This is a genomic window from Nostoc sp. (assembly GCF_036917455.1).
GTDB lineage: Bacteria > Cyanobacteriota > Cyanobacteriia > Cyanobacteriales > Nostocaceae > Nostoc.
Map to the genome: position 1 here is coordinate 1 of NZ_JBALDK010000227.1, position 20,438 is coordinate 20,438.

At 41.0% G+C, this 20,438-nt stretch carries 15 protein-coding genes and 1 pseudogene; all 16 read left to right on the forward strand.

Going from position 1 to position 20,438, the window contains the following annotated elements; all coding sequences use genetic code 11:
* Nucleotides 1-973: 973 nt before the first annotated feature.
* The gene (locus tag V7K42_RS25265) at nt 974-2,326 is read left to right on the forward strand and encodes a glycosyltransferase family 4 protein (protein ID WP_334919994.1); all 1,353 of its coding nucleotides are present in this window, start codon (nt 974-976) and stop codon (nt 2,324-2,326) included.
* Nucleotides 2,327-3,136: 810 nt separating this feature from the next.
* Nucleotides 3,137-3,565, forward strand: a complete 429-nt coding sequence (locus V7K42_RS25270; RefSeq protein ID WP_334890229.1) for a hypothetical protein — start codon at nt 3,137-3,139, stop codon at nt 3,563-3,565.
* Between the two features lie 31 nt (nt 3,566-3,596).
* Entirely contained in the window at nt 3,597-4,442 is an 846-nt protein-coding gene (locus tag V7K42_RS25275; protein WP_334919995.1) for an ABC transporter permease, read from the forward strand.
* Nucleotides 4,443-4,457: 15 nt separating this feature from the next.
* Nucleotides 4,458-5,738, forward strand: a complete 1,281-nt coding sequence (locus tag V7K42_RS25280) for an ABC transporter ATP-binding protein (RefSeq protein ID WP_334919996.1) — start codon at nt 4,458-4,460, stop codon at nt 5,736-5,738.
* A 19-nt stretch (nt 5,739-5,757) separates the two neighbouring features.
* Complete coding sequence (locus V7K42_RS25285) at nt 5,758-6,288, forward strand: acyltransferase (RefSeq protein WP_334919997.1); 531 nt, start codon at nt 5,758-5,760, stop codon at nt 6,286-6,288.
* Between the two features lie 159 nt (nt 6,289-6,447).
* Entirely contained in the window at nt 6,448-7,485 is a 1,038-nt protein-coding gene (locus tag V7K42_RS25290; protein WP_334919998.1) for a Gfo/Idh/MocA family protein, read from the forward strand.
* On the forward strand, nt 7,482-8,576 hold the full coding sequence (locus V7K42_RS25295; RefSeq protein WP_334919999.1) for a DegT/DnrJ/EryC1/StrS family aminotransferase: 1,095 nt from the start codon (nt 7,482-7,484) through the stop codon (nt 8,574-8,576). The genes V7K42_RS25290 and V7K42_RS25295 overlap by 4 nt, the downstream gene beginning before the upstream one ends.
* Nucleotides 8,577-8,588: 12 nt before the next feature.
* The gene (locus tag V7K42_RS25300) at nt 8,589-9,293 is read left to right on the forward strand and encodes an acyltransferase (protein ID WP_334920000.1); all 705 of its coding nucleotides are present in this window, start codon (nt 8,589-8,591) and stop codon (nt 9,291-9,293) included.
* Entirely contained in the window at nt 9,283-10,257 is a 975-nt protein-coding gene (locus V7K42_RS25305; RefSeq protein WP_334920001.1) for an NAD-dependent epimerase/dehydratase family protein, read from the forward strand. The genes V7K42_RS25300 and V7K42_RS25305 overlap by 11 nt, the downstream gene beginning before the upstream one ends.
* The gene (locus V7K42_RS25310) at nt 10,250-11,452 is read left to right on the forward strand and encodes a DegT/DnrJ/EryC1/StrS family aminotransferase (RefSeq protein ID WP_334920002.1); all 1,203 of its coding nucleotides are present in this window, start codon (nt 10,250-10,252) and stop codon (nt 11,450-11,452) included. Before V7K42_RS25305 ends, V7K42_RS25310 begins: the two co-directional genes overlap by 8 nt.
* 225 nt (nt 11,453-11,677) lie before the next feature.
* Complete coding sequence (locus V7K42_RS25315; RefSeq protein WP_334920003.1) at nt 11,678-14,701, forward strand: N,N-dimethylformamidase beta subunit family domain-containing protein; 3,024 nt, start codon at nt 11,678-11,680, stop codon at nt 14,699-14,701.
* Between the two features lie 26 nt (nt 14,702-14,727).
* Nucleotides 14,728-15,747 (forward strand): hypothetical protein, encoded by a 1,020-nt coding sequence (locus V7K42_RS25320; RefSeq protein ID WP_334920004.1) that lies wholly within the window; start codon nt 14,728-14,730, stop codon nt 15,745-15,747.
* Nucleotides 15,748-15,809: 62 nt separating this feature from the next.
* Nucleotides 15,810-16,031 (forward strand): hypothetical protein, encoded by a 222-nt coding sequence (locus V7K42_RS25325; protein ID WP_442938630.1) that lies wholly within the window; start codon nt 15,810-15,812, stop codon nt 16,029-16,031.
* Between the two features lie 134 nt (nt 16,032-16,165).
* Complete coding sequence (locus V7K42_RS25330) at nt 16,166-18,490, forward strand: glycosyltransferase (RefSeq protein WP_334920006.1); 2,325 nt, start codon at nt 16,166-16,168, stop codon at nt 18,488-18,490.
* Between the two features lie 17 nt (nt 18,491-18,507).
* Nucleotides 18,508-19,530, forward strand: a complete 1,023-nt coding sequence (locus V7K42_RS25335; RefSeq protein ID WP_334920007.1) for a glycosyltransferase family 2 protein — start codon at nt 18,508-18,510, stop codon at nt 19,528-19,530.
* A 213-nt stretch (nt 19,531-19,743) separates the two neighbouring features.
* Nucleotides 19,744-20,327: pseudogene (locus V7K42_RS25340) on the forward strand (helix-turn-helix domain-containing protein); the annotation flags it as partial.
* Between the last annotated feature and the right edge of the window lie 111 nt (nt 20,328-20,438).

Genomic DNA, 20,438 nt, shown 5'->3' on the forward strand with positions numbered 1-20,438 from the left:
CGCATCAAAGTATGATTTGGATAAAGCAGGTGAGAAATTTATTAATATCAATCTAATAACACTGCAACAATGACCAACTAGACTTAATAAATGTACAAATTTTCAGACATAAAAGTTCATGAAGAAAACGAGTTGTAGAGATTAAAGATTGAGAAATTATACAAGAAGTGCAGTACTAAAAACCAGAAAAGATAGGCGATCGCTACACCAACATCTTCTCTGCGAGACGCTTCGCTAATGACCAGCGCTAATTATTGAGGGACTGAAAGATGGGCAATTTACGTCCTTTCAGATTTAGGATTCAGACAATTTAATGCCTCAGTACTAAGTAACTCTTTTGTGAAGTTTCTCTTTATGCTATTATCAAAAAATAAATTTTTAATGAAATGTCCGGGTAAATTTAAAACATCCTTTTCTTATGGTATCGTTAGAAGTAATTACATGTAAAATTCAATATTAGATATAGTACCTACATGTAATATTGCATGTAATAAATTTTGCTAAAAAAAATGTAAAATTAAGTAAGTCAAAACATTCGAAATTCAATGGTGATAAGGTTTTAATTCCTTAGCATACATAAGTTCATAGTAGCTGTTAGTTTGCTTTAGCTATCAAAGAAAACTTATTATAAGCTTGTAAAAGGAACTTTTATAGTGTAATCTACATATCTATGATTATCATAGCCGTTTAGACTGATAGTTCTTGTTGTGTTCCCATGTCCGAAAATCTTGCGTATACAAACTCAAACGAGTACACATTCCTATTAAGCGCCTTAGTTGCCAGCGCAATTAGCAGATATATCTGTGAGTATCTGTGAGTATAAGGAAAGTTAATGTATACCAATAAATTAATTACTTTGTCTGGAGCAAATTGAAAATATTTGTTAATTCAGGAAAGTCCTTGTGTGTAGTTATTAATGGCTTGAGCAGTTCAGTAGTGTCTTTAACAAGATTTCTACAACAAGGTACCACTGATGAGACTTAATGAATGGATTAATCAAAAATTTTTGCAATCCATTTCTACTTCCTTAGATGTTAAGAATGACTATTCTCTAAAAACTCAGCAATCCATCAAATTGTCTGTAATCACCCAGTTTTTCCCACCAGACTATGCTCCTACAGGACAGTTAATTGAGGAACTGGTGAAACAGTTAGGGCAGCAAGGAGTAGATATTGAGGTTTTTACGAGTCAGCCAGGATATGCGTTTGACTCTCAAACTACTGCTTTAGCAGTTGAACGTGTGGGTGGAATCCGAATTCAGCGATCGCGCACAGCCCAACTTTGGCCGGGGCGAATTCGTGGCAAAGCTGTGAATGGTGTCTTGTACACCTTGCGGGTTGTACTATATATGCTCCGAGCTTGGCGACGCAGCAATGTATTATTAGTGACTACAGCCCCCCCATTTTTGCCAATCATCGGATATCTGGCTTATCTGTTGTTCCGACTTCCCTATGTTTGCATCCTCTACGATCTTTATCCCGATATTGCGATCGCACTGGGAGTGGTCTCCAAGCATAACTGGCTAGCTCGGTTATGGCGTGCCATTAACAAACAGATTTGGCTAAATGCTAAAGGGATTGTGGTTCTTAGTCCAGCCATGAAACAGCAAGTGCTAGCAAATTGCCCGCAAGTAGCCGATAAGATTTCGGTAATTCACAGTTGGGCGAACCCGGAATTGATTGTGCCAATTGCCAAGGAAGAAAACTGGTTTGCCTTGAAGCATAATCTAGTCAACAAATTTACTGTACTCTACTCCGGGAATATGGGGCGCTGCCATGATATGGCAACTATGCTGCAAGCAGCCCAGCTACTTCTAGATGAGCCAGTTCATTTTGTCTGCATTGGTGGTGGAGCGAAAAGGGATGAATTGATTCAAGAAGTGAATCAATTAGGACTCTTGAATTTTACCTTTCTGCCATATCAAGACAAACAGGTGCTGCCCTATTCCTTAACGGCTTGCGATCTATCACTAGTGAGTGTAGATGCATCAACCGAGAGTTTAGTCGTTCCTAGCAAGCTTTACTCAGCTTTAGCATCTGGAAGACCGATAGCGGTGATTTGTTCGCAGTATTCATACCTGAAACAACTCATTGCCGAAGCCAATTGTGGTAGCACCTTTGACAATGGAGACAGTCATGCTCTAGCTCAGTTTATTCGCTTACTCAGTCGCGATCGGCAATTAGCAGAGCGTATGGGCAAGGCAGGTCGTCAGTATTTGCGATCGCACTTCACACCTAAGATTATCTCTCAACAATACCTTGATGTTTTGCAACGAGCGGTATTACCTGATAGTGTGATATCTATGTCTCAAAGCCATACAAAATAGTTCTTTGAGAAATAATTAGCACAGATTAGTGTGGGTTCCAAAGATTTTTAGCCTCATAACCAATTCTCGAAAATACAGCTACCAATCATTCTTTTTTGCTCCTTCCTCTGGCCTCTGCTACCAGTGAAATGGTATTAGCAGGCTCAGCCGATAGAAAATGGGGTATTTAGAGGAAGTATTTGCCATCATCTCTTGAGTTTGGCGGTACTTTCTCGATATTGGAGTACAGGTACAATAGACTGTTTTACCAGGAAGATTTACCTTTTTATTGAAGCTAGATTAAAGCCTTGCTTGAATAAAAAATATTTAATAGTTTTTAATGAAAATTTAGCTTTTGGAGGGGTTTATTAATGCGTAAATGAAGTGGAAAACGATTCTCACAATGAACCGAAAATAATAGCTAGTAGTTAGGCTGATAGATGATAAGCCCCTTGTGAGCCTTACTCTTTGTCATGCATAAACTTCTACAAACGATGCTGAAAAGAGTTTTGTGTTGCGATTGTGATGAGTTTGATTAAGATAATATAAATCTGCTATAATATGTTATGCTTTTAGACAGATTGACAGAGATAAATAATTCATTTAACTAAAAAATCAGGTAATCCTATTGTGTGATAACAAGGTTAAGCTTGTTGCCAGATTTAAAAAATAAATTCCTGATTTGAGAATATTTGTCAATCAGCATAGTGGAATTAAATAGTACTTATGTTTTAACTTTAGGAGATGGGCTTCGATGGTCTTTTTGATCTCAGTCCCTCCAACGTAACCTTCCGAATTTCACTGTTTATTTACTAGAAGTGGGAGGTCGAATTGCAGAGAAGGTGTGACCGAAATCGGAAACGTTCAAAACGAAGAGATATCTATTGTCCCAATCATGGCTGTTACCTTGAAAGCAGGAGTCAAAAATATCAATTATTTGCCGACCAAGCAGGACAGTTGCAGCAACGGGGCATGAGTCGCCGAAGTGCATTGATGTTGGTAGCAAGCCAAACCACAGTTAGCATCGGGGGAGAATGGTTGGAAGCCTTTTGGTGCGATCGCTGCCAGCAAACAATCTGGTATCACGTCTGCAAGTCAAACGAACGCACCTATAAAGTTTGCGTAGCGCCACAAGAGCTTTGGCAGCAAGTGACAGGAGTAATTAACCCTGAAGGAAACCCTTCTGTTGGAGAATTTACTCGCAAGCAGGCAAAGATGCTTAACTATCAGAACATCAAAGATTTTCAGTTTGTCAATTAATGCTTAAAAGCAGCGGTCTTGAATCAATATTATGAGTAGTAAAGGAATTACCTCAAAGCCAGAGTTGGTAATTGAAGCTGGACGTAGTGAGGAGCAGTATTGGAAAGACCTGTGGCGCTATCGAGAGCTATTTTATTTTCTGGCTTGGCGTGACATTCTAGTTCGCTACAAACAAACAATGATTGGTATGCTCTGGGCACTAATTAGACCATTTTTGACGATGATCGTCTTCAGCGTCATCTTCGGAAATTTGGCGAAATTACCTTCAGAGGGAACAGCACCCTATCCAATACTAGTATTTGCTGCCTTGCTACCCTGGCAGTTTTTTTCCAATTCCCTAAGCGAGTGTAGCAACAGCTTAATTAGTAATGCCAACTTGATTTCTAAAGTGTACTTTCCGCGCCTGATTGTGCCCGCAAGTTCAGTAATTGTGAGCTTTGTGGACTTTCTCGTTTCTGGGATGATTCTTTTAGGGCTGATGGCTTGGTATAGTTATGTTCCAACTTGGCGGATATTATCCTTACCATTATTTATTGGTATTGCCTTTGCTGCTTCGCTAGGAGTAGGGCTGTGGTTGGCAGCTTTGAATGTGGAATATCGAGATTTTCGTTACATTGTGCCGTTTATTGTGCAGTTTGGCCTATATGTCTCACCCGTCGGTTTTAGTAGCAGCATTGTGCCAGAACAATGGCGTTTGCTCTACTATTTGAACCCAATGGTTGGCGTAATTGATGGCTTTCGCTGGGCAATTTTAGGGGGAGATTCCAAACTTTATTGGACTGGATTCACACTATCTCTAGGACTAGTTGCCCTGTTACTAGTAAGTGGCATTTGGTACTTCCGCAAAATGGAACGGACATTTGCTGACGTAATTTAGCATGGAACTGTGCAGATGTCTGAGAATATGATTAGTGTTGAAAATTTAAGCAAAAAATATATTATTGCTCACCAGCAAGAGCAAGGCAGTCGCTACAAAGCACTGCGGGATGTAATTGCTGATGGTGCTACATCTTTTGCCAAGGCATTTATCAAACTTAGTGGCAAAAAAATGCCCAACCCAACGCGGGAAGAATTTTGGGCATTAAAAGATGTTTCCTTTGAGATTCAACAAGGTGAAGCCATTGGTGTAATTGGACGCAATGGTGCTGGTAAATCCACCCTTTTAAAAGTTTTGAGCCGGATTACCGAACCGACAAGGGGACGTATCGCCATTAAAGGGCGAGTAGCAAGCTTATTAGAAGTAGGAACCGGATTTCACCCAGAACTTACGGGACGAGAGAACATCTATCTCAATGGTTCCGTTTTGGGGATGAGTAGAGTAGAAATTAAAAAGAAATTTGATGAAATAGTAGCTTTTGCTGAAGTTGAAAAGTTTTTAGATACCCCAGTAAAACGCTATTCATCAGGAATGTACGTCCGCCTTGCTTTTTCTGTTGCAGCCCATTTAGAACCAGAGATTTTAATTGTCGATGAAGTTTTAGCTGTAGGTGATTCAGCGTTTCAGAAGAAGTGCTTGGGGAAAATGGGTGATGTAGCCACCAAAGAAGGACGAACAGTTTTATTCGTCAGTCATAGTATGCAAGCTATTACCCAACTCACCAAACGTTGCATCCTGCTTTCTAAAGGTAACATTCAGTTTGATGGTCATACTGGCAAAGCAGTGCAATTATATCTGGCTGGGCAGAAAGATGAGTCTGCATCACCAGCATATTACCAAGCTCCTATCACAAAAACTGGCAATCATGTAGCTTGGGTAAGGGCACACACCTCAGAAGAAGAAGGAATCCACTGTTGGGGAAACCCGATTACCTTTGAGTTTGCTCTACATGTAACTGAACCCCATGAAAGTCTGCGTTTTTCTTTTCAGATAGTAAATTTTTTACAACAACCTATTTGTATCTTCTGGTTTTTCGAGTCTAATGCTCCGTTTTGTCGAGAACCAGGAATATTTATTCTCAGATGTGAAATTCCCAAATTTAGACTATACATGGGTTCTTACACCTTAACTACATGGTTTTCTAACCGTCGTAGCGAGACTCTGCTAGAAAGTCTTAAAGAGATTTGCCCATTTGAAGTAACCATGCATACTTTTGAGCGTCCAGAGTATCAATGGCAAGCTGATGAGTGTCTTTATTTAGAAGATGCTATTTGGCAAACCGTAGAAAAGCATTAATTTAAAGGCAGATTAAGTAATGGTAGTAAATGATGATGTCAAGTTAGGCAAAAACGTAAAGATTTTTCATCCTCATCTTGTAAACCTATACGGTTGCGTTATTGGTGATGATACGAAAATTGGTACATTTGTGGAGATTCAGAAAGATGTCACAATAGGAAGTCGCTGTAAAATTTCATCTCACAGTTTTTTGTGTGAAGGAGTTGTATTAGAAGATGAAGTGTTTATTGGTCATGGAGTCATGTTCACTAATGACCTTTATCCTCGTGCAACCAATGAAGATGGTAGTTTAAAAACTGAAGATGATTGGTATACAGTCAAAACTTTAGTGAAGCGCTGTGCATCTATTGGTAGTAATGCGACCATCCTGCCAGGAGTAACTATTGGTGAGAAAGCCATCATCGGTTCTGGAGCGGTAGTAACTCACGATGTTCCTGATTATGCAATTGTAGTTGGAGTTCCCGCTTGTGTAATCGGGGATGTGCGCGATGGGATACGCCCTGGCGTAGGCGAGCGCCAAAATTTAGAAATATCAGCTAACAGTTTGTGAGAGCCTTCTTCTATGTTTGTTGAAAACTGAAGCCTTGCAAAGATAAATATTTTTTAAATAAAAAAGCAATTGATTTGCAATTCACCCAGGAACTATTGCCACCTTTTAGTGGCAGTGGTTGATAATCCATAAAAAATAAATTTTGATTAGTTAAAAGCAATGGCAAATATCATTAATATCGGTGTCATCGGCTATGGTTATTGGGGCCCAAATCTGGTAAGAAATTTTGTAGAGATGCCAGGAGTTCAGGTTAGAACAGTCAGCGATTTTAACCCACAACTATTGACAAAGGTGCAAGCTCGCTATCCGACAATTCAAGTAACTAAAGATTGTCGAGACATATTTACAGATCCAAAAATCGACGCTGTAGCGATCGCCACACCAGTTTCAAGTCACTTTGAATTAGCTTTAGCTGCATTGCAGGCTGGTAAACATGTGTTGGTAGAAAAGCCAATGACAACTACCTCCGACCAAGCAATGCGGCTGATTGAAGAGGCAGAAAAACGCAACCTAGTATTAATGGTCGATCACACCTTTGTGTATACGGGTGCGGTACGCAAGATGCACGATTTGATTGCTACTAATTCCTTGGGTGATATTTACTACTACGATTCTGTACGCGTCAACCTGGGACTGTTTCAGCATGATGTTAATGTCATTTGGGATTTGGCAGTCCATGACCTTTCAATCATGAGCTACTTATTGCCATCCCAGCCTTATGCTGTCTCCGCTACAGGCATCAGCCACGTTCCTGGAGAACCAGAAAATATTGCCTACTTGACCTTATTTTTTGAAAAGAATCTCATTGCTCACATCAATGTCAATTGGTTAGCACCAGTAAAAATCCGTCGCACATTGATTGGTGGTAGTCAACGGATGATTGTTTACGATGACTTAGAACCCAGTGAGAAAGTCAAGATTTACGACAAGGGGATTACAGTCAATGGCAACTCCGAAAGCGTGTACCAAATGATGATTGGTTATCGCACAGGAGATATGTACTCACCCAAGTTAGATATGACAGAAGCCTTGAAAACAGAAGGATTACACTTCATTGATTGTATTGAAAAAGGCGATCGCCCCATTACCGATGGAGAAGCAGGACTGCGGGTAGTCAGAATTCTCGAAGCTGCATCCCAATCTCTCAAGCAGCAAGGCCGACTAATTGAACTGAATGTGGCAGAGGTAGCAGCATGATTCCATTTGTAGACCTAAAAACTCAATACCTGAGTATTAAAGACGAAATTGATACTGCTGTTTTGCAAGTACTTGCAAGTACGCAATTCGTTTTGGGCAATGAAGTTAAAGCCTTTGAAGAAGAGTTTGCCAGTTACTGCAACGCAGATTATGGCATTGCTGTCAATACAGGTACTAGCGCCCTCCATTTAGCATTATTAGCAGCAGGCATCGGTGCTGGTGACGAAGTAATTACCGTGCCTTTCACCTTCGTTGCGACTACAGCAGCAATTTGTTATACCGGAGCTACACCCGTTTTTGTAGATATCGATCCTATTTCCTACACAATAGATGTCACTCAAATTGAAAAAGCAATAACCGAACGCACCAAAGCGATTCTCCCCGTGCATTTGTACGGTCAATCAGCAGACATGGAGCCAATTTTGAATATTGCTCGCCGTCATGGTTTAGCTGTTATCGAAGATGCCGCACAAGCTCATGGGGCTGAGTACAAGGGGCAACGGGTAGGTAGTATCGGTGACATTGGTTGTTTTAGTTTTTACCCTGGTAAGAATTTAGGGGCTTATGGTGAAGGAGGTATGGCAGTCACCAATAATCCTGAATATGCTCAGACTATGGGAATGCTGCGCGACTGGGGTCAAGAACGCAGGTATCACCATGTTTTGAAAGGTTACAACTATCGCATGGATGGCATCCAGGGAGCGATTTTACGGGTGAAGTTACGCTACATCGAAGAGTGGACAGAAGCGAGAAGAACACACGCAGCCCATTACGACAAACTCTTGGCAGAATCTGGTGTCAGCATACCTGTTGTGATGCCTTATAGCCGTCACGTTTATCATGTCTACGCGGTGCGATCGCCTCAGCGAGATGTCCTACAACAAAGTCTGCAAGAGCAAGAAATTCAAACAGGTATTCATTACCCAATTCCTGTCCATCTGCAACCAGCTTATTCAGATTTAGGCTACAAGCCAGGTGATTTTCCGCACTCAGAAGCCGCATCTAGCGAAGTTTTATCCCTACCTATGTATGCAGAACTAAGCACAGAGTCACAAACTCAGGTTGCCAAAGCCGTAATTAGCTTAACATAACCGATAAATTTGATGTCCGATCCAGGTAAAATTAAGATAGTCACAGCTATCCACGGCTTACAACCAGAAAAGCTAGACCCTGACTTTGAAATTCAACTAGCAGAATATTTAAATACTCAATATGAACAAAAATCATTAATCGAATTATATGCCCGCTTTGCTACCAGTGATGGCGACTTTGACGGGCTAATGCGGCGAACTATTTGGCGGGCGGTAGCACGTAAATTCGGACATAACATTCGTATTGGCAATGGCGTAGCTTTTAAGCATCTCGAAACCTTTGAGATTGGGAACCAGGTATTTATTGGCTCACAAAGCTATATTCAGGGAAGGTTCGATGGTACTTGCATCATTGGGAACCACGTTTGGATTGGCCCACAGAGCTACTTTGATGCCCGTGATTTAATTATTGAAGATTATGTGGGATGGGGCCCAGGTGCAAAAGTGCTGGGTTCATCACACACTGGATTGCCGATTGATGTTCCCATCATCCAAACAGACTTAGAAATTAAATCAGTAAGAGTGGAAACAGGAGCCGATATTGGCATGAATGCGGCAATCCTACCTGGGGTAACAATTGGCCGAGGTAGCATTGTTGGCGCTGGTGCAGTTGTAACCAAAGATGTACCACGTTATGCGATCGTCGCTGGTGTCCCTGCTAAGTTTTTACGCTGGCGGGAAGGATATGAACCATCAAAGGAAGAATATGCAAAATAAACGAATTTTAATTACAGGTGGTGCCGGTTTAGTTGGTTCCCATATTGCCGATTTGTTGGTAAATGAAGGAGTCTCTGAAATTATTGTTCTAGATAACTTCACCCGTGGACAGCTGAAAAACCTTGCTTGGGCAAAAGAACATGGCCCTTTGGTAATTGTAGAAGGCGACATTCGGGATCAAAAACTCTTGGGTGAAGTCATGCAAGGCGTGGATATAGTCTTTCATCAAGCAGCAATCCGCATTACCCAATGTGCCGAAGAACCGCGTTTGGCATTAGAAGTTTTGGCAGATGGCACTTTCAACGTATTGGAAGCAGCAGTGAAAGCCGGGGTAAAAAAGGTAGTCGCTGCCTCATCAGCCTCCATCTACGGTATGGCAGAGGCGTTTCCAACCACTGAATCCCATCACCCCTACAACAACCGCACTCTCTACGGTGCAGCAAAGGTCTTTAACGAGGGGTTATTACGCAGTTTCTATGATATGTATGGGCTGGACTATGTGGCATTACGCTACTTTAACGTCTACGGCCCGCGTATGGACATTTACGGTGTATATACAGAAGTACTGATTCGCTGGATGGAGCGTATTGCTATAGGTCAGCCACCACTGATTTTTGGTGATGGCAAACAGACAATGGACTTTGTATATATCGAAGATATTGCCAGAGCGAATATTTTAGCTGCCAAAGCCGATGTTACTGATGACGTGTTTAATATTGCCAGCAACGTGGAAAGCAGCCTGAATGACTTAGCCTATAGTTTGGCTAAGGTAATGGGGTCAGATTTACAGCCAGAATATGGCCCAGAACGCAAAGTCAACCCCGTGGCACGCCGACTAGCAGATGTGAGCAAAGCCAAACAATTACTAGGTTTTGAGACCCAGGTATCTCTAGAAGAAGGATTGCGTCGGCTAGTGAGTTGGTGGCGCGAACAGAAATTGGCAAAGGAAACAAGCAATGTCTGAGAAAATGCATTCTATCCCGATCGCTAAACCTTGGATGGGTGAAGCTGAGGCTGAAGCAGCTAGCCGTGCAATTATGTCTGGGTGGGTAACACAAGGGCCAGAAGTTGCTGCATTTGAGCAAGAGTTTGCAGCTTACGTAGGAGCAAATCATGCTTGTGCTGTCTCCAATTGCACCACAGCATTACATCTAGCGCTATTGGCTGTCGGTGTGCAACCTGGGGATGAAGTAATTACCGTTAGCCATTCTTATATTGCCACTGCCAACAGTATTCGCTACTGCGGTGCAATACCAGTGTTTGTGGATATTGAACCACAGACATACAACATCAATCCGATGTTAATTGAGGATGTGATTAGCAAGCAGACTCGCGCTATTCTAATCGTCCATCAAATCGGGATGCCTTGCGACCTCAAAGCCATCCTGGATATTGCCCACCGCTACGATTTGCTAGTAATTGAAGATGCAGCTTGTGCGATCGGCAGTGAAATTCTCTGGGATGGACAGTGGGAGAAAATTGGTAAGCCGCATGGCGACATCGCCTGTTTTTCCTTCCATCCCCGCAAAGTTATCACCACAGGTGACGGGGGGATACTCACCACAAATAATCCCGAATATGACAAACAGTTTCGCCTGTGGCGACAACATGGGATGAGCGTCCCCGATACTGTACGCCACGGTGCGAAACAGGTAATATTTGAGTCATACCCAATGTTGGGTTACAACTACCGCATGACTGATATTCAGGCAGCAGTTGGGCGAGAACAACTCAAACGTTTACCAGAGATTATTGAGCGGCGGCGTTACTTGGCGCAGCAATATCAGGAAAAGCTTGTAGATGTGCCAGGATTAAAATTACCAACTCAGCCAAATTGGGCAAAAAGTAACTGGCAGAGCTTTTGTGTCCGGCTAATAGAGAAATATGACCAGCTACAAATCATGCAGAAAATGTTAGATGCTGGCATTTCCACACGACGCGGAATTATGTGCGCTCACCGTGAAAGTACTTATCAAAGTGAACCCTGGTCATGTGGAGTTGAGCCAAAAGCTTGTGAGTGTAAAGTTGGAAAATGCGATCGGCTTTCTGAGAGTGAGCAAGCACAAGATCGTACTGTCCTACTACCCTTGTTTCATCAGATGACTCAAGAAGAACAGGATTATGTGGTGAAAGTTTTGAAAATAGCTTGTCAGATTTAAAGAAAAAATTCCTCCGTGGAAATTACTTCCAGCAGAGCCTCCGCTTTACACGAAAAACTCATACTAATTTGAATAATTTTTGCGACACAGCAATGTTCGTTCTCTACGAACATTGCTGTGTCCTCACCCATCTGTGACATTCTTTTTTCAAATTGGTATGAGAACCTACCTCATTGTGGCAACGTTTTTACCATCGGTAATCATTAACCTACATAGGAAATAGCTATGACTAACCTTTTTACCAGTCAAGTCCCAAGCATTTCAAACTACACCGATAGCGTTCCCTACGAATTAGGGATGAAATTCCGCAGCGATACAGGCGGACAAATTAACGCCATTCGCTTTTGGAAAGCCCCTAGCGAAACAGGAACGCATATTGGCAAAATATGGAATGCAACGGGAACGCTCTTAGGAAGCGTCACTTTTTCTAACGAAACGGCTTCTGGCTGGCAGAATCAGGCTCTGTCCATACCTCTTAACATTCAAGCTAATACGACTTATGTAGTCTCTGTCAATGTAAACGCTTATTACGTGGCTACTTATGATGTGCTGGCCAACTCCATCGTCAATGGGAATCTTAGCTCAGTAGCAGACGGTAGCAATGGGGTGTTTAATGGGACTCCGGGAGCCTTCCCAACCGGTTCTTACCGGAATACTAACTATTTTCGTGACATCGACTTTGCAGTTGTTTCCCTGCCGACAATTACAAAAACTAGCGGCGACAATCAGACTGGTGCAGCCGGAACTGCATTGCCCAATCCCTTGGTTGTTCAGGTCAAAGACGGTGCTGGAAATCCTCAGTCAGGGGTAACAGTGAACTTTGCCGTTACCAGTGGCGGAGGGTCAGTCTTGCCCGCAAGTGCAGTAACGAATGCTAACGGTCAGGCTAGTACCACTTTAACGCTTGGAGCTAATCCTGGTGCGACAAGTCCTGTAACTAATACCGTGAGTGCCACGGCCAGCAGCGTAGGTAGCGTTACTTTTTCAGCTAGTGCCAGTCCTTCGGGGAACAGGCAAACTGTCCTGACAACTCAAGTACCAAGCATTCCAAATGCTACTGATAACGCTCCCTACGAATTAGGCATGAAATTCCGTAGCGCTAAGGGGGGAAAGATTTACGCTATTCGCTTCTGGAAAGCCGCTAGCGAAACAGGATCTCATATTGGTAAGATTTGGACAGCAACCGGAACCCTCTTGGAAAGCGTCACTTTTATTAATGAAACAGCTTCTGGCTGGCAGGAGCAACTTCTAGAAACGCCAGTAAACATTCAAGCTAATACGACTTATGTAGTCTCTGTCAACGCAAACGCCTATTACGTAGCTACTTATGATCAACTGGCTAGTTCGATAGTTAATGGCGATCTTAGCTCAGTCGCAGACGGCAATAATGGGGTGTATGATACAAACCCGAATTCTTTTCCAACCAATTCTTATCGGAATAGTAACTACTCTCGTGACATTGTCTTTGTTGTCGGCAGTAACCTAGTTAAAGTCAGCGGAGACAATCAGATTGGTGCGACTGGAGTAGTTCTACCTAATGCCCTAGTCGTGCAAGTCGTAAACGCTCAAAACAATCCTCAGTCAGGAGTGACGGTGAACTTTGCCATTACTAGTGGCGGAGGATCAGTCTCGCCCACTAGTGCAGTAACTAATGCTAGCGGTCAAGCAAGTACAACCTTGACGCTGGGATCGGTTCCTACCGCACCTGGAGGGGTCGTAGTCACAGCGACGGCAGTAGGCATTGGCAGTATAACTTTCTCAGCTTCAGTGACTCCAGTAGGAGGCGGTAATCCTATCTATTTGGAAAACCTAAATGCTGGCACAACTAACTGGAAGCTTGACAACCGGGGTAGCAGTGAGATCGCTGGCTATGCCTCGGCAACCAGTGTCAATAAAGGGGAATCTCTGGATATTAAGGTTTCCCTTGGACAAGCAGGACAATATACTATTGATGTATATCGCTTGGGCTACTATGGTGGCACAGGAGGAAGGTTGATGGCCAGCAGTGGCCTACTCAATGGCACGACTCAAGCCGCTTGTACCCAAGACTCCTCCACCGGACTGACCGAGTGTAACTGGACAACTTCCTACGTCTTGCAGGTAAGCAGTAACTGGACTAGCGGTATTTATATCGCAAAGCTGACTGACCAGGCGAGTACCAAAATAGCGCACGTGTGGTTTGCCGTCCGCGATGATAGCAGTACTGCTGAAATTTTATTCCAAAGCGCTGTTTCTTGCGTCCAAGCATATAACACAATGGGGGGTAAAAGTTTATACGACTTTACCAGTCCGAGCGGGAGAGCTTACAAGGTTTCCTTTGACCGGCCATTTTCCCAGGCAACCTATCAAGAGTCCACTGAAACCGACTCACCCCTACGATGGGAATACAATATGGTGCGCTGGCTGGAATCTCAAAGTTACAATGTTACCTACACAGAAAGCATACAAGTTCACACCAATGGGCAAAAATTGCTCAATCATAAAGTATTTCTGTCTGTGGGTCACGATGAGTACTGGTCTAAAGAAATGCGCGATGCTGTTGAAACTGCCCGCAACAACGGAATTAATTTGGGATTTTTCTCTGCCAATACTTGTTATTGGCGAGTGAGGTTTGAAAATTCTACCCTCGCTGCTGGGCAAATAAAGCCCAACCGAGTGATGACATGCTACAAACAAGATTGGTCATTGGATTCAGTTGCCCAACAGCAAGGGTCATCAGCAGCCACTAATAAATTCCGCAGTTTCCAGAACCAGCGACCAGAAAACGCCTTGTTAGGAGTCATGTACGGTAGCGACACCGATCTCTATGGTGGTTTTAATTTTGTTGTCACTAACAGCAGCGATCCTTACTATGCGAACACGGGACTTAAGAATGGGGATCAACTGACTTTATTAGTGGGCTACGAATGGGATTTTATCGTGAGTAATGGGTCTTCTCCTACCGGACTAGTCACCTTGTCTCAGTCACCAGTCGTACCTTCTAGCTTATTGCCAAACTTCGACGAACCACCTAACGAACCAGGTCTCCCTGCCAACCAAGATTTTACCAAAGCATACTCGGCCCGCTACACGGCTAGTAGTGGGGCTAAAGTCTTTGCCTCCGGCACCATTCAGTGGGCGTGGGGGTTAGATAGTGATGGTGTCACCACACCTAGGGAAGATACTCGCGCCAAGCAAATGACTGTCAACATTTTAGCAGATATGGGAGCTAAACCCCAAACACCAAATGCAAACCTCATTGTTCCTTAAAGCATCACACACACAGGAGTACAAAAATGACACCACTGCAACGTCGACAATTTGGCAAGTTAGTAGCTGCCAGTTTGACTTCCACTGTTGTTGCCGACATCTCTAGTAAGGCGTTTGCTCAACAAAGCGAATCAAGTAATGAGTCTCTTTTTGGAGTAAATATATCTAGTATTAGTACATCCGATACTCGAAACCGAGAAAGTCAAACTCCATCGGTGGAACTGAATACTGCCACTCTGCCGACAGGAAAAGTTATCTCTGCTAATACTAATCAGCTAGCTCAAAACGTTGTTTCTGTTGTTTCTAAAGTTAATCTGCAATCTCTGACCGTTGAGAATCTATCGGCTGTACAACAAAAACCTCGACCTCGGGCCTTCTTTTTAGCTGACTCTGACCGGATTACGAAAGCGATAGTACTTGGAGATCAGACTCTTGTAATTTCTACAGTCTCGACCACGAGAAATGGTGACTTCAACTATCTTACGTATTCTGTTGGAAGTGCTAGTAAGGGCCAATTCAGAGCTAAAAAAGTACTAGATTTGGAGAATCCCGATCAAACTCTTGAAAGTTTGTTAAGTCTTCCCAATAATCAACTTCTGTGCATAGTAGGAACTAGGGGCGTTCCGCCTTTTTATCTGAAAACGATCGATTTCGGAACTGGTAAAATTCTTTCTAGTAATGATCTAGCCTTACCCACACTACCGTCCAACCATAGATTCGCTAACCTATGCCAAGATGCCAAGGGAAATATTTTCGCAACCGAGATCAGCTCAGAAGGTATCCCTATCTTAATCTCGATGAATTTGCAGGAGAAAGCTATAATTACTGGCAAGGTCAAAATTAAGAGACTGACCACACTGACCATTGAGGGACAGCCTCTTATCAACGATGTTAAAGATTTGGGCTTCTCTGCTTCTGGCCAACTGTATGCGCTGGCTGCTGACAGCAGTAGAAAAAACAATGTGATGTATACAGTAGACGCGACAACTGGCAAGATGAAATCAGTCAAGAACTTTGCAGTCCAAAAGTTTGTGTTCTCTCTCTAGTAATCTATGGCAAACTAGGTGGTCGTCCTCGTGAAGTCGATATGTGGTAAGTCCTGAATGCGATATTTTATATCCTGGTAGAAGGAGTGAAATGGCGAGCGTTGCCTGGGGACTTTCTCCCTTGGCAAACTGTGTACACTTTTATTTTCGCAACTGGCGCTCATGTTGGAACGTGGTTCAACATCCACGATCACGTTTGCAAGTGGACAAGGATTGAGCAGGAGCGCGATCCTTGTACATCAGAGGCAATTATCGATAGTCAATATTATAGGCGGTTAGTATAAAATTTGACTCCTCAAAATTTTTTAAACATCCTCTAAGGAAGCAATTTTATAATCTCGGTAAAAAAACTACGATTTTCGAGGTATGGGTACTGGATAAGCATCAAAAATTAAAATAATCTATTTTTTTATAAAAAATGATAAACAATATCACTAAACCAAAGCTAGTATTTTTTCAGTATAGACCTAAGAAAAATTTACCTGAATTTATTTTATTGCACAGGCAACAACACGTTAAATGTTTGTCAGAGTTCTTTGATATAACCGTAATTAATGAAGATTGTGATTATCAGCAGATTTGTGATCAGTACCAGCCGGACTTAACACTTTTTGAAAGTGGAGTTAACTATAAAGGTTGTCAAAGGCTAAAGATTAAAAATACTCATGTTTATCCAGGTATCCCAAAGCTAGGTCTTCATAATGGGGATTCTTGGTGTGAAGCTCGGACAGGCTTTCTCTCCGACATGGGAAATTGGGGAATAGAAACTTTCTTTTCTATTTCTACTACTACACCTGAACACATACCAGCAATAGCCGAAAAATTATTTGTTTGGCCAAATTTTATAGATCCTGAAACTTACCGTGATTATAGCCAATTAAAAATTGTACCAGTACTGTTTACTGGAGCAACAGATCCGCTATACCCTTGGCGCCAAAGAATCAGTAAAATGGTATCTGAATCTTATCCCTCACTAATTTGGCAACATCCAGGATATAACAAGAGTTCGACATCAATACTTATATATGGTGAGCAATACGCCCGCACTATAAATGCTTCTTGGGTTGTACCAACCTGTGGTTCAGTAGTGAAGGAAATAGTACGTAAACATTTTGAGATACCAGGCTCTAAGTCCTGTCTAATTACAGAAAAAAGTCCCATTCTTGAATCAGCTGGCTTCATAGATATGATTAATTGTGTATTCGCTGATGAGACTGATGTATTAGATAAGCTTGATTACCTCTTTCAAAACCAACAGGAACTTCATAAAATTACGAATGCTGGATATCAGCTTGTGCATGCTCGACACACCTTAAAACAAAGAGATCAAATTTTTCAATGGTTTAACTTATACAAAAATATCAAGCCAAATCAAAAAATTGTTCAAACAAGTCCTTTCGGCTCCCTTAAAATTATAGAACAATCTTCTGTTATAAAAAATTCACATATTATTTGCAATGGATTAATTATTGACCTTTTAAATAAAGGAGATGAAAAACTTTGGGCTGGTAAATATCAAGAAGCACAAACTTTCTATCTTCAATGCCTACATTATAAGACTTTAATGCCTGAACCAAAACTAAAACTGGCACTATGTAGTCTTTATCAAGGAAATCCAGACATAGCACTTTATTGGATTATCCAACCAATTAAATATACTCTTGAAGAATATAAAGCGATAGATCCAGATCCAGTAGAGTGGGCTTACTACATTATCTCTCTTCTTTGTCAAGGTAAATTAAACGAGTCTACAAAAATTGCTCACCAATTTCCATTACTTCATTGTTCTGAATTGGATTATACTCGTTGGGTCATTAATATATTGAATAATAAAATAAATAAAGATGAGAACTTACTTTTTCTGACTGAATCTAGATATAGTGTTCATCAACTTCCGAATCAAAGCCTAAATGAATGGGTTGAGCATATTTGTATTATGCTTAAAGCTTGTCATCAGTTTAGCTTGCTAGAAAGGTTGAATAATTCGGTTCCCTTAAAATCTCACTACTTGCAAGAGAAAAAAATAATCATAAATTATACAAAGTTAAATAAATTATTTAACTTTATGAATATTTTTATTAATCAAATATATTCAATAGTTAAAAAAAAAGTTAGTTGTATTAAATTCTTGTTTAGAGCATTTAAATGTGACATTTTAAAATTTTTACATTTTTTAGAAAAATTATTTGGTTTCTTTCTACCTTACCGAATATCACAAATAAAAAATGATGAGTTTTTTTCTGCTATTCAAAAGCTATCACAAGAAGAAGATATTAAATCAGCTCTAGTAATTGGAGCATCATCTGGTGAAGGAACTACTGAAGCTCTATTAACAGGAATTAAGGAAAATCCAAAAAATCCATACCTCTTTTGCATCGATATTGCCAAGCCACGATTTGTTAAATTGCAGAAGCGTCTTGCTCATGATTTTTTTGTACAATGTTATACCATGTCATCTCATTATATAGAAAAGTTAGATAATGAAACCGAAAGTTGGATCAAAAAAATCCAGCAAGAAAACAAAATTACTTTTTTTGACATCGTATTAATTGATGGTTCAGAATTTACTAGTGTTACTGAACTAAAAGAACTGTCTGAAGCTAAGTACTTGATACTGGATGATATTAATATATTTCATAGTTATAAGAATTACCAAAAACTAGTTGCAGATTGCAATTATCTTCTATTGGCTCACAATGCTAATCTGCGAAATGGATATGCCATTTTTAAGAAAATTAGGTAAATAATTCACGCTTAAATATGAATAAACAACAATCCAATCCTGCAAATATTCTGCCAGTCCTAGAAGGGATAACGCGTCCACTCTGGTCTGTCATGATCCCCACATACAATTGTGCAGAACAGTTACGTGAGACTCTAGCTAGTGTATTATCTCAAGACCCTGGTACTGAAGTAATGCAGATAGAGGTGATTGATGATTGCTCTACTAAAGATGACCCGGAAGCAGTTGTTGCAGAACTAGGAAGAGGTCGTGTTGGCTTTTATCGGCAACCGCAAAATCTCGGCTATATAAATAATTTTAATACTTGTTTACAGCGATCGCGTGGTAAATTAATTCATCTATTGCACGGCGATGATTGTGTTTTAGATAGTTTTTACGATAAAATGCACAGTCTATTTGAAAAATATCCAAACATTGGTGCTGCATTCTGTCGTCATATTTTTATGGATCAACAAAGCCACTGGCAATATATCTCGTCTTTAGAACAGCTTGAAAGTGGAATATTAAATAATTGGTTAGAGCAAATTGCTTCTGGACAACGCTTAACAACACCATCGATTGTAGTGCAACGTGAGGTTTATGAAAAACTTGGTGGATTTGACAGTCGTTTTTCCTGGACTGGTGAAGATTGGGAAATGTGGGTAAGAATTGCTACAAAGTATTCAGTCGGCTATGAAGTAAAGCCATTAGCAGCATATAGAATAGCAAGCCTTGGGTCTTTGACTCAGGTTTCTACAAGTTCTGGGAAATTTTTTCATGATTTACGTCTTGCTGATGAAATTATCCAATCATATTTGCCAAATTATATTGAACAATCAGTTGCTATCAAAGCATCAAAGCAAGCCAGAGAAACCTATGGCTCTTGGGCAGTTATGAAAGCAAACCAAATAATTAAGAATGGGGATATCAAAACTTTAATAATTTTGATACAAGAAGCGCTTAAATGCAGTGACTCTCCAAACATAGTCAGACAAATCATCCGCTTAATGATGAAAATAGGGGTATATAAAATCAAGCAAGTTGTACAAGTTGCAAGATAGCTATTAAATTTTTACAAATGGCAGACTTAAGAATATAAAATTTGCACACATGGTATCAAAACTGGCTAGTTTAAAATATTTATTAATAGAAGTTATCAAAACAACTTCATGAATATATAGGAATAATATTTGATTTCTGAAAAAAACTAAGCGATAATACTGAGATGTGTATCTGTCTAAGAACGAACAATGATAAACCAGCATCTATAAGCTGCGATCGCAGAACTACAAGAATTTATAGATGATCGCCCAGATGCGCGTGAGGAAAGGAAAGCGTTGGCAGTTCAACTGGTTTATCAAGGTTACAAGTATGAAGAAATTCAAACAATTTTAGAAGTGTCACTTGGTTCGATAACAAGCTGGAAACAAGCCTACGAGGAATATGGAATTTCGGGGCTGCACCTGAACCACAAGGGAAGAAAAGGCTACTTAACTGCTCAACAACGAGAAGAAATCTTAAGTTGGTTGCAAACAAAGGAATGTTGAGAACTTGGCGAACTCAAATATAAATTGGCTTTTGAATACGATCTAACTTATGAATCAAAACGGAGCTATTACGATTTATTGGATGCGGCAGGAATTAGTTGGAAGAAAACTACTTCTTTGAATCCAAAAGCTGACGAGGAGGCTAAATACGATTGATTATCTACGTTATTTATTAGATCAGTCGCCCAACCTGCATATTACTTCTTTTTTGGGATGGTGCTTCTTACCATCGTTCACATCTGGTTCAAAACTTTTTAGGCGAGATAAACCAAGGTTTGTCTCAAGAGCACTGGAAAATTCATTGCGAACGCTAAAGCCCCTAATTGCCAGGGCGGCCGCATCATGTCAATAAGACTAGTTTATTCTCAATAGACTCAAAAATAATCTCATTAACCCCTACTTATTGACAAAAATTTTAGCGA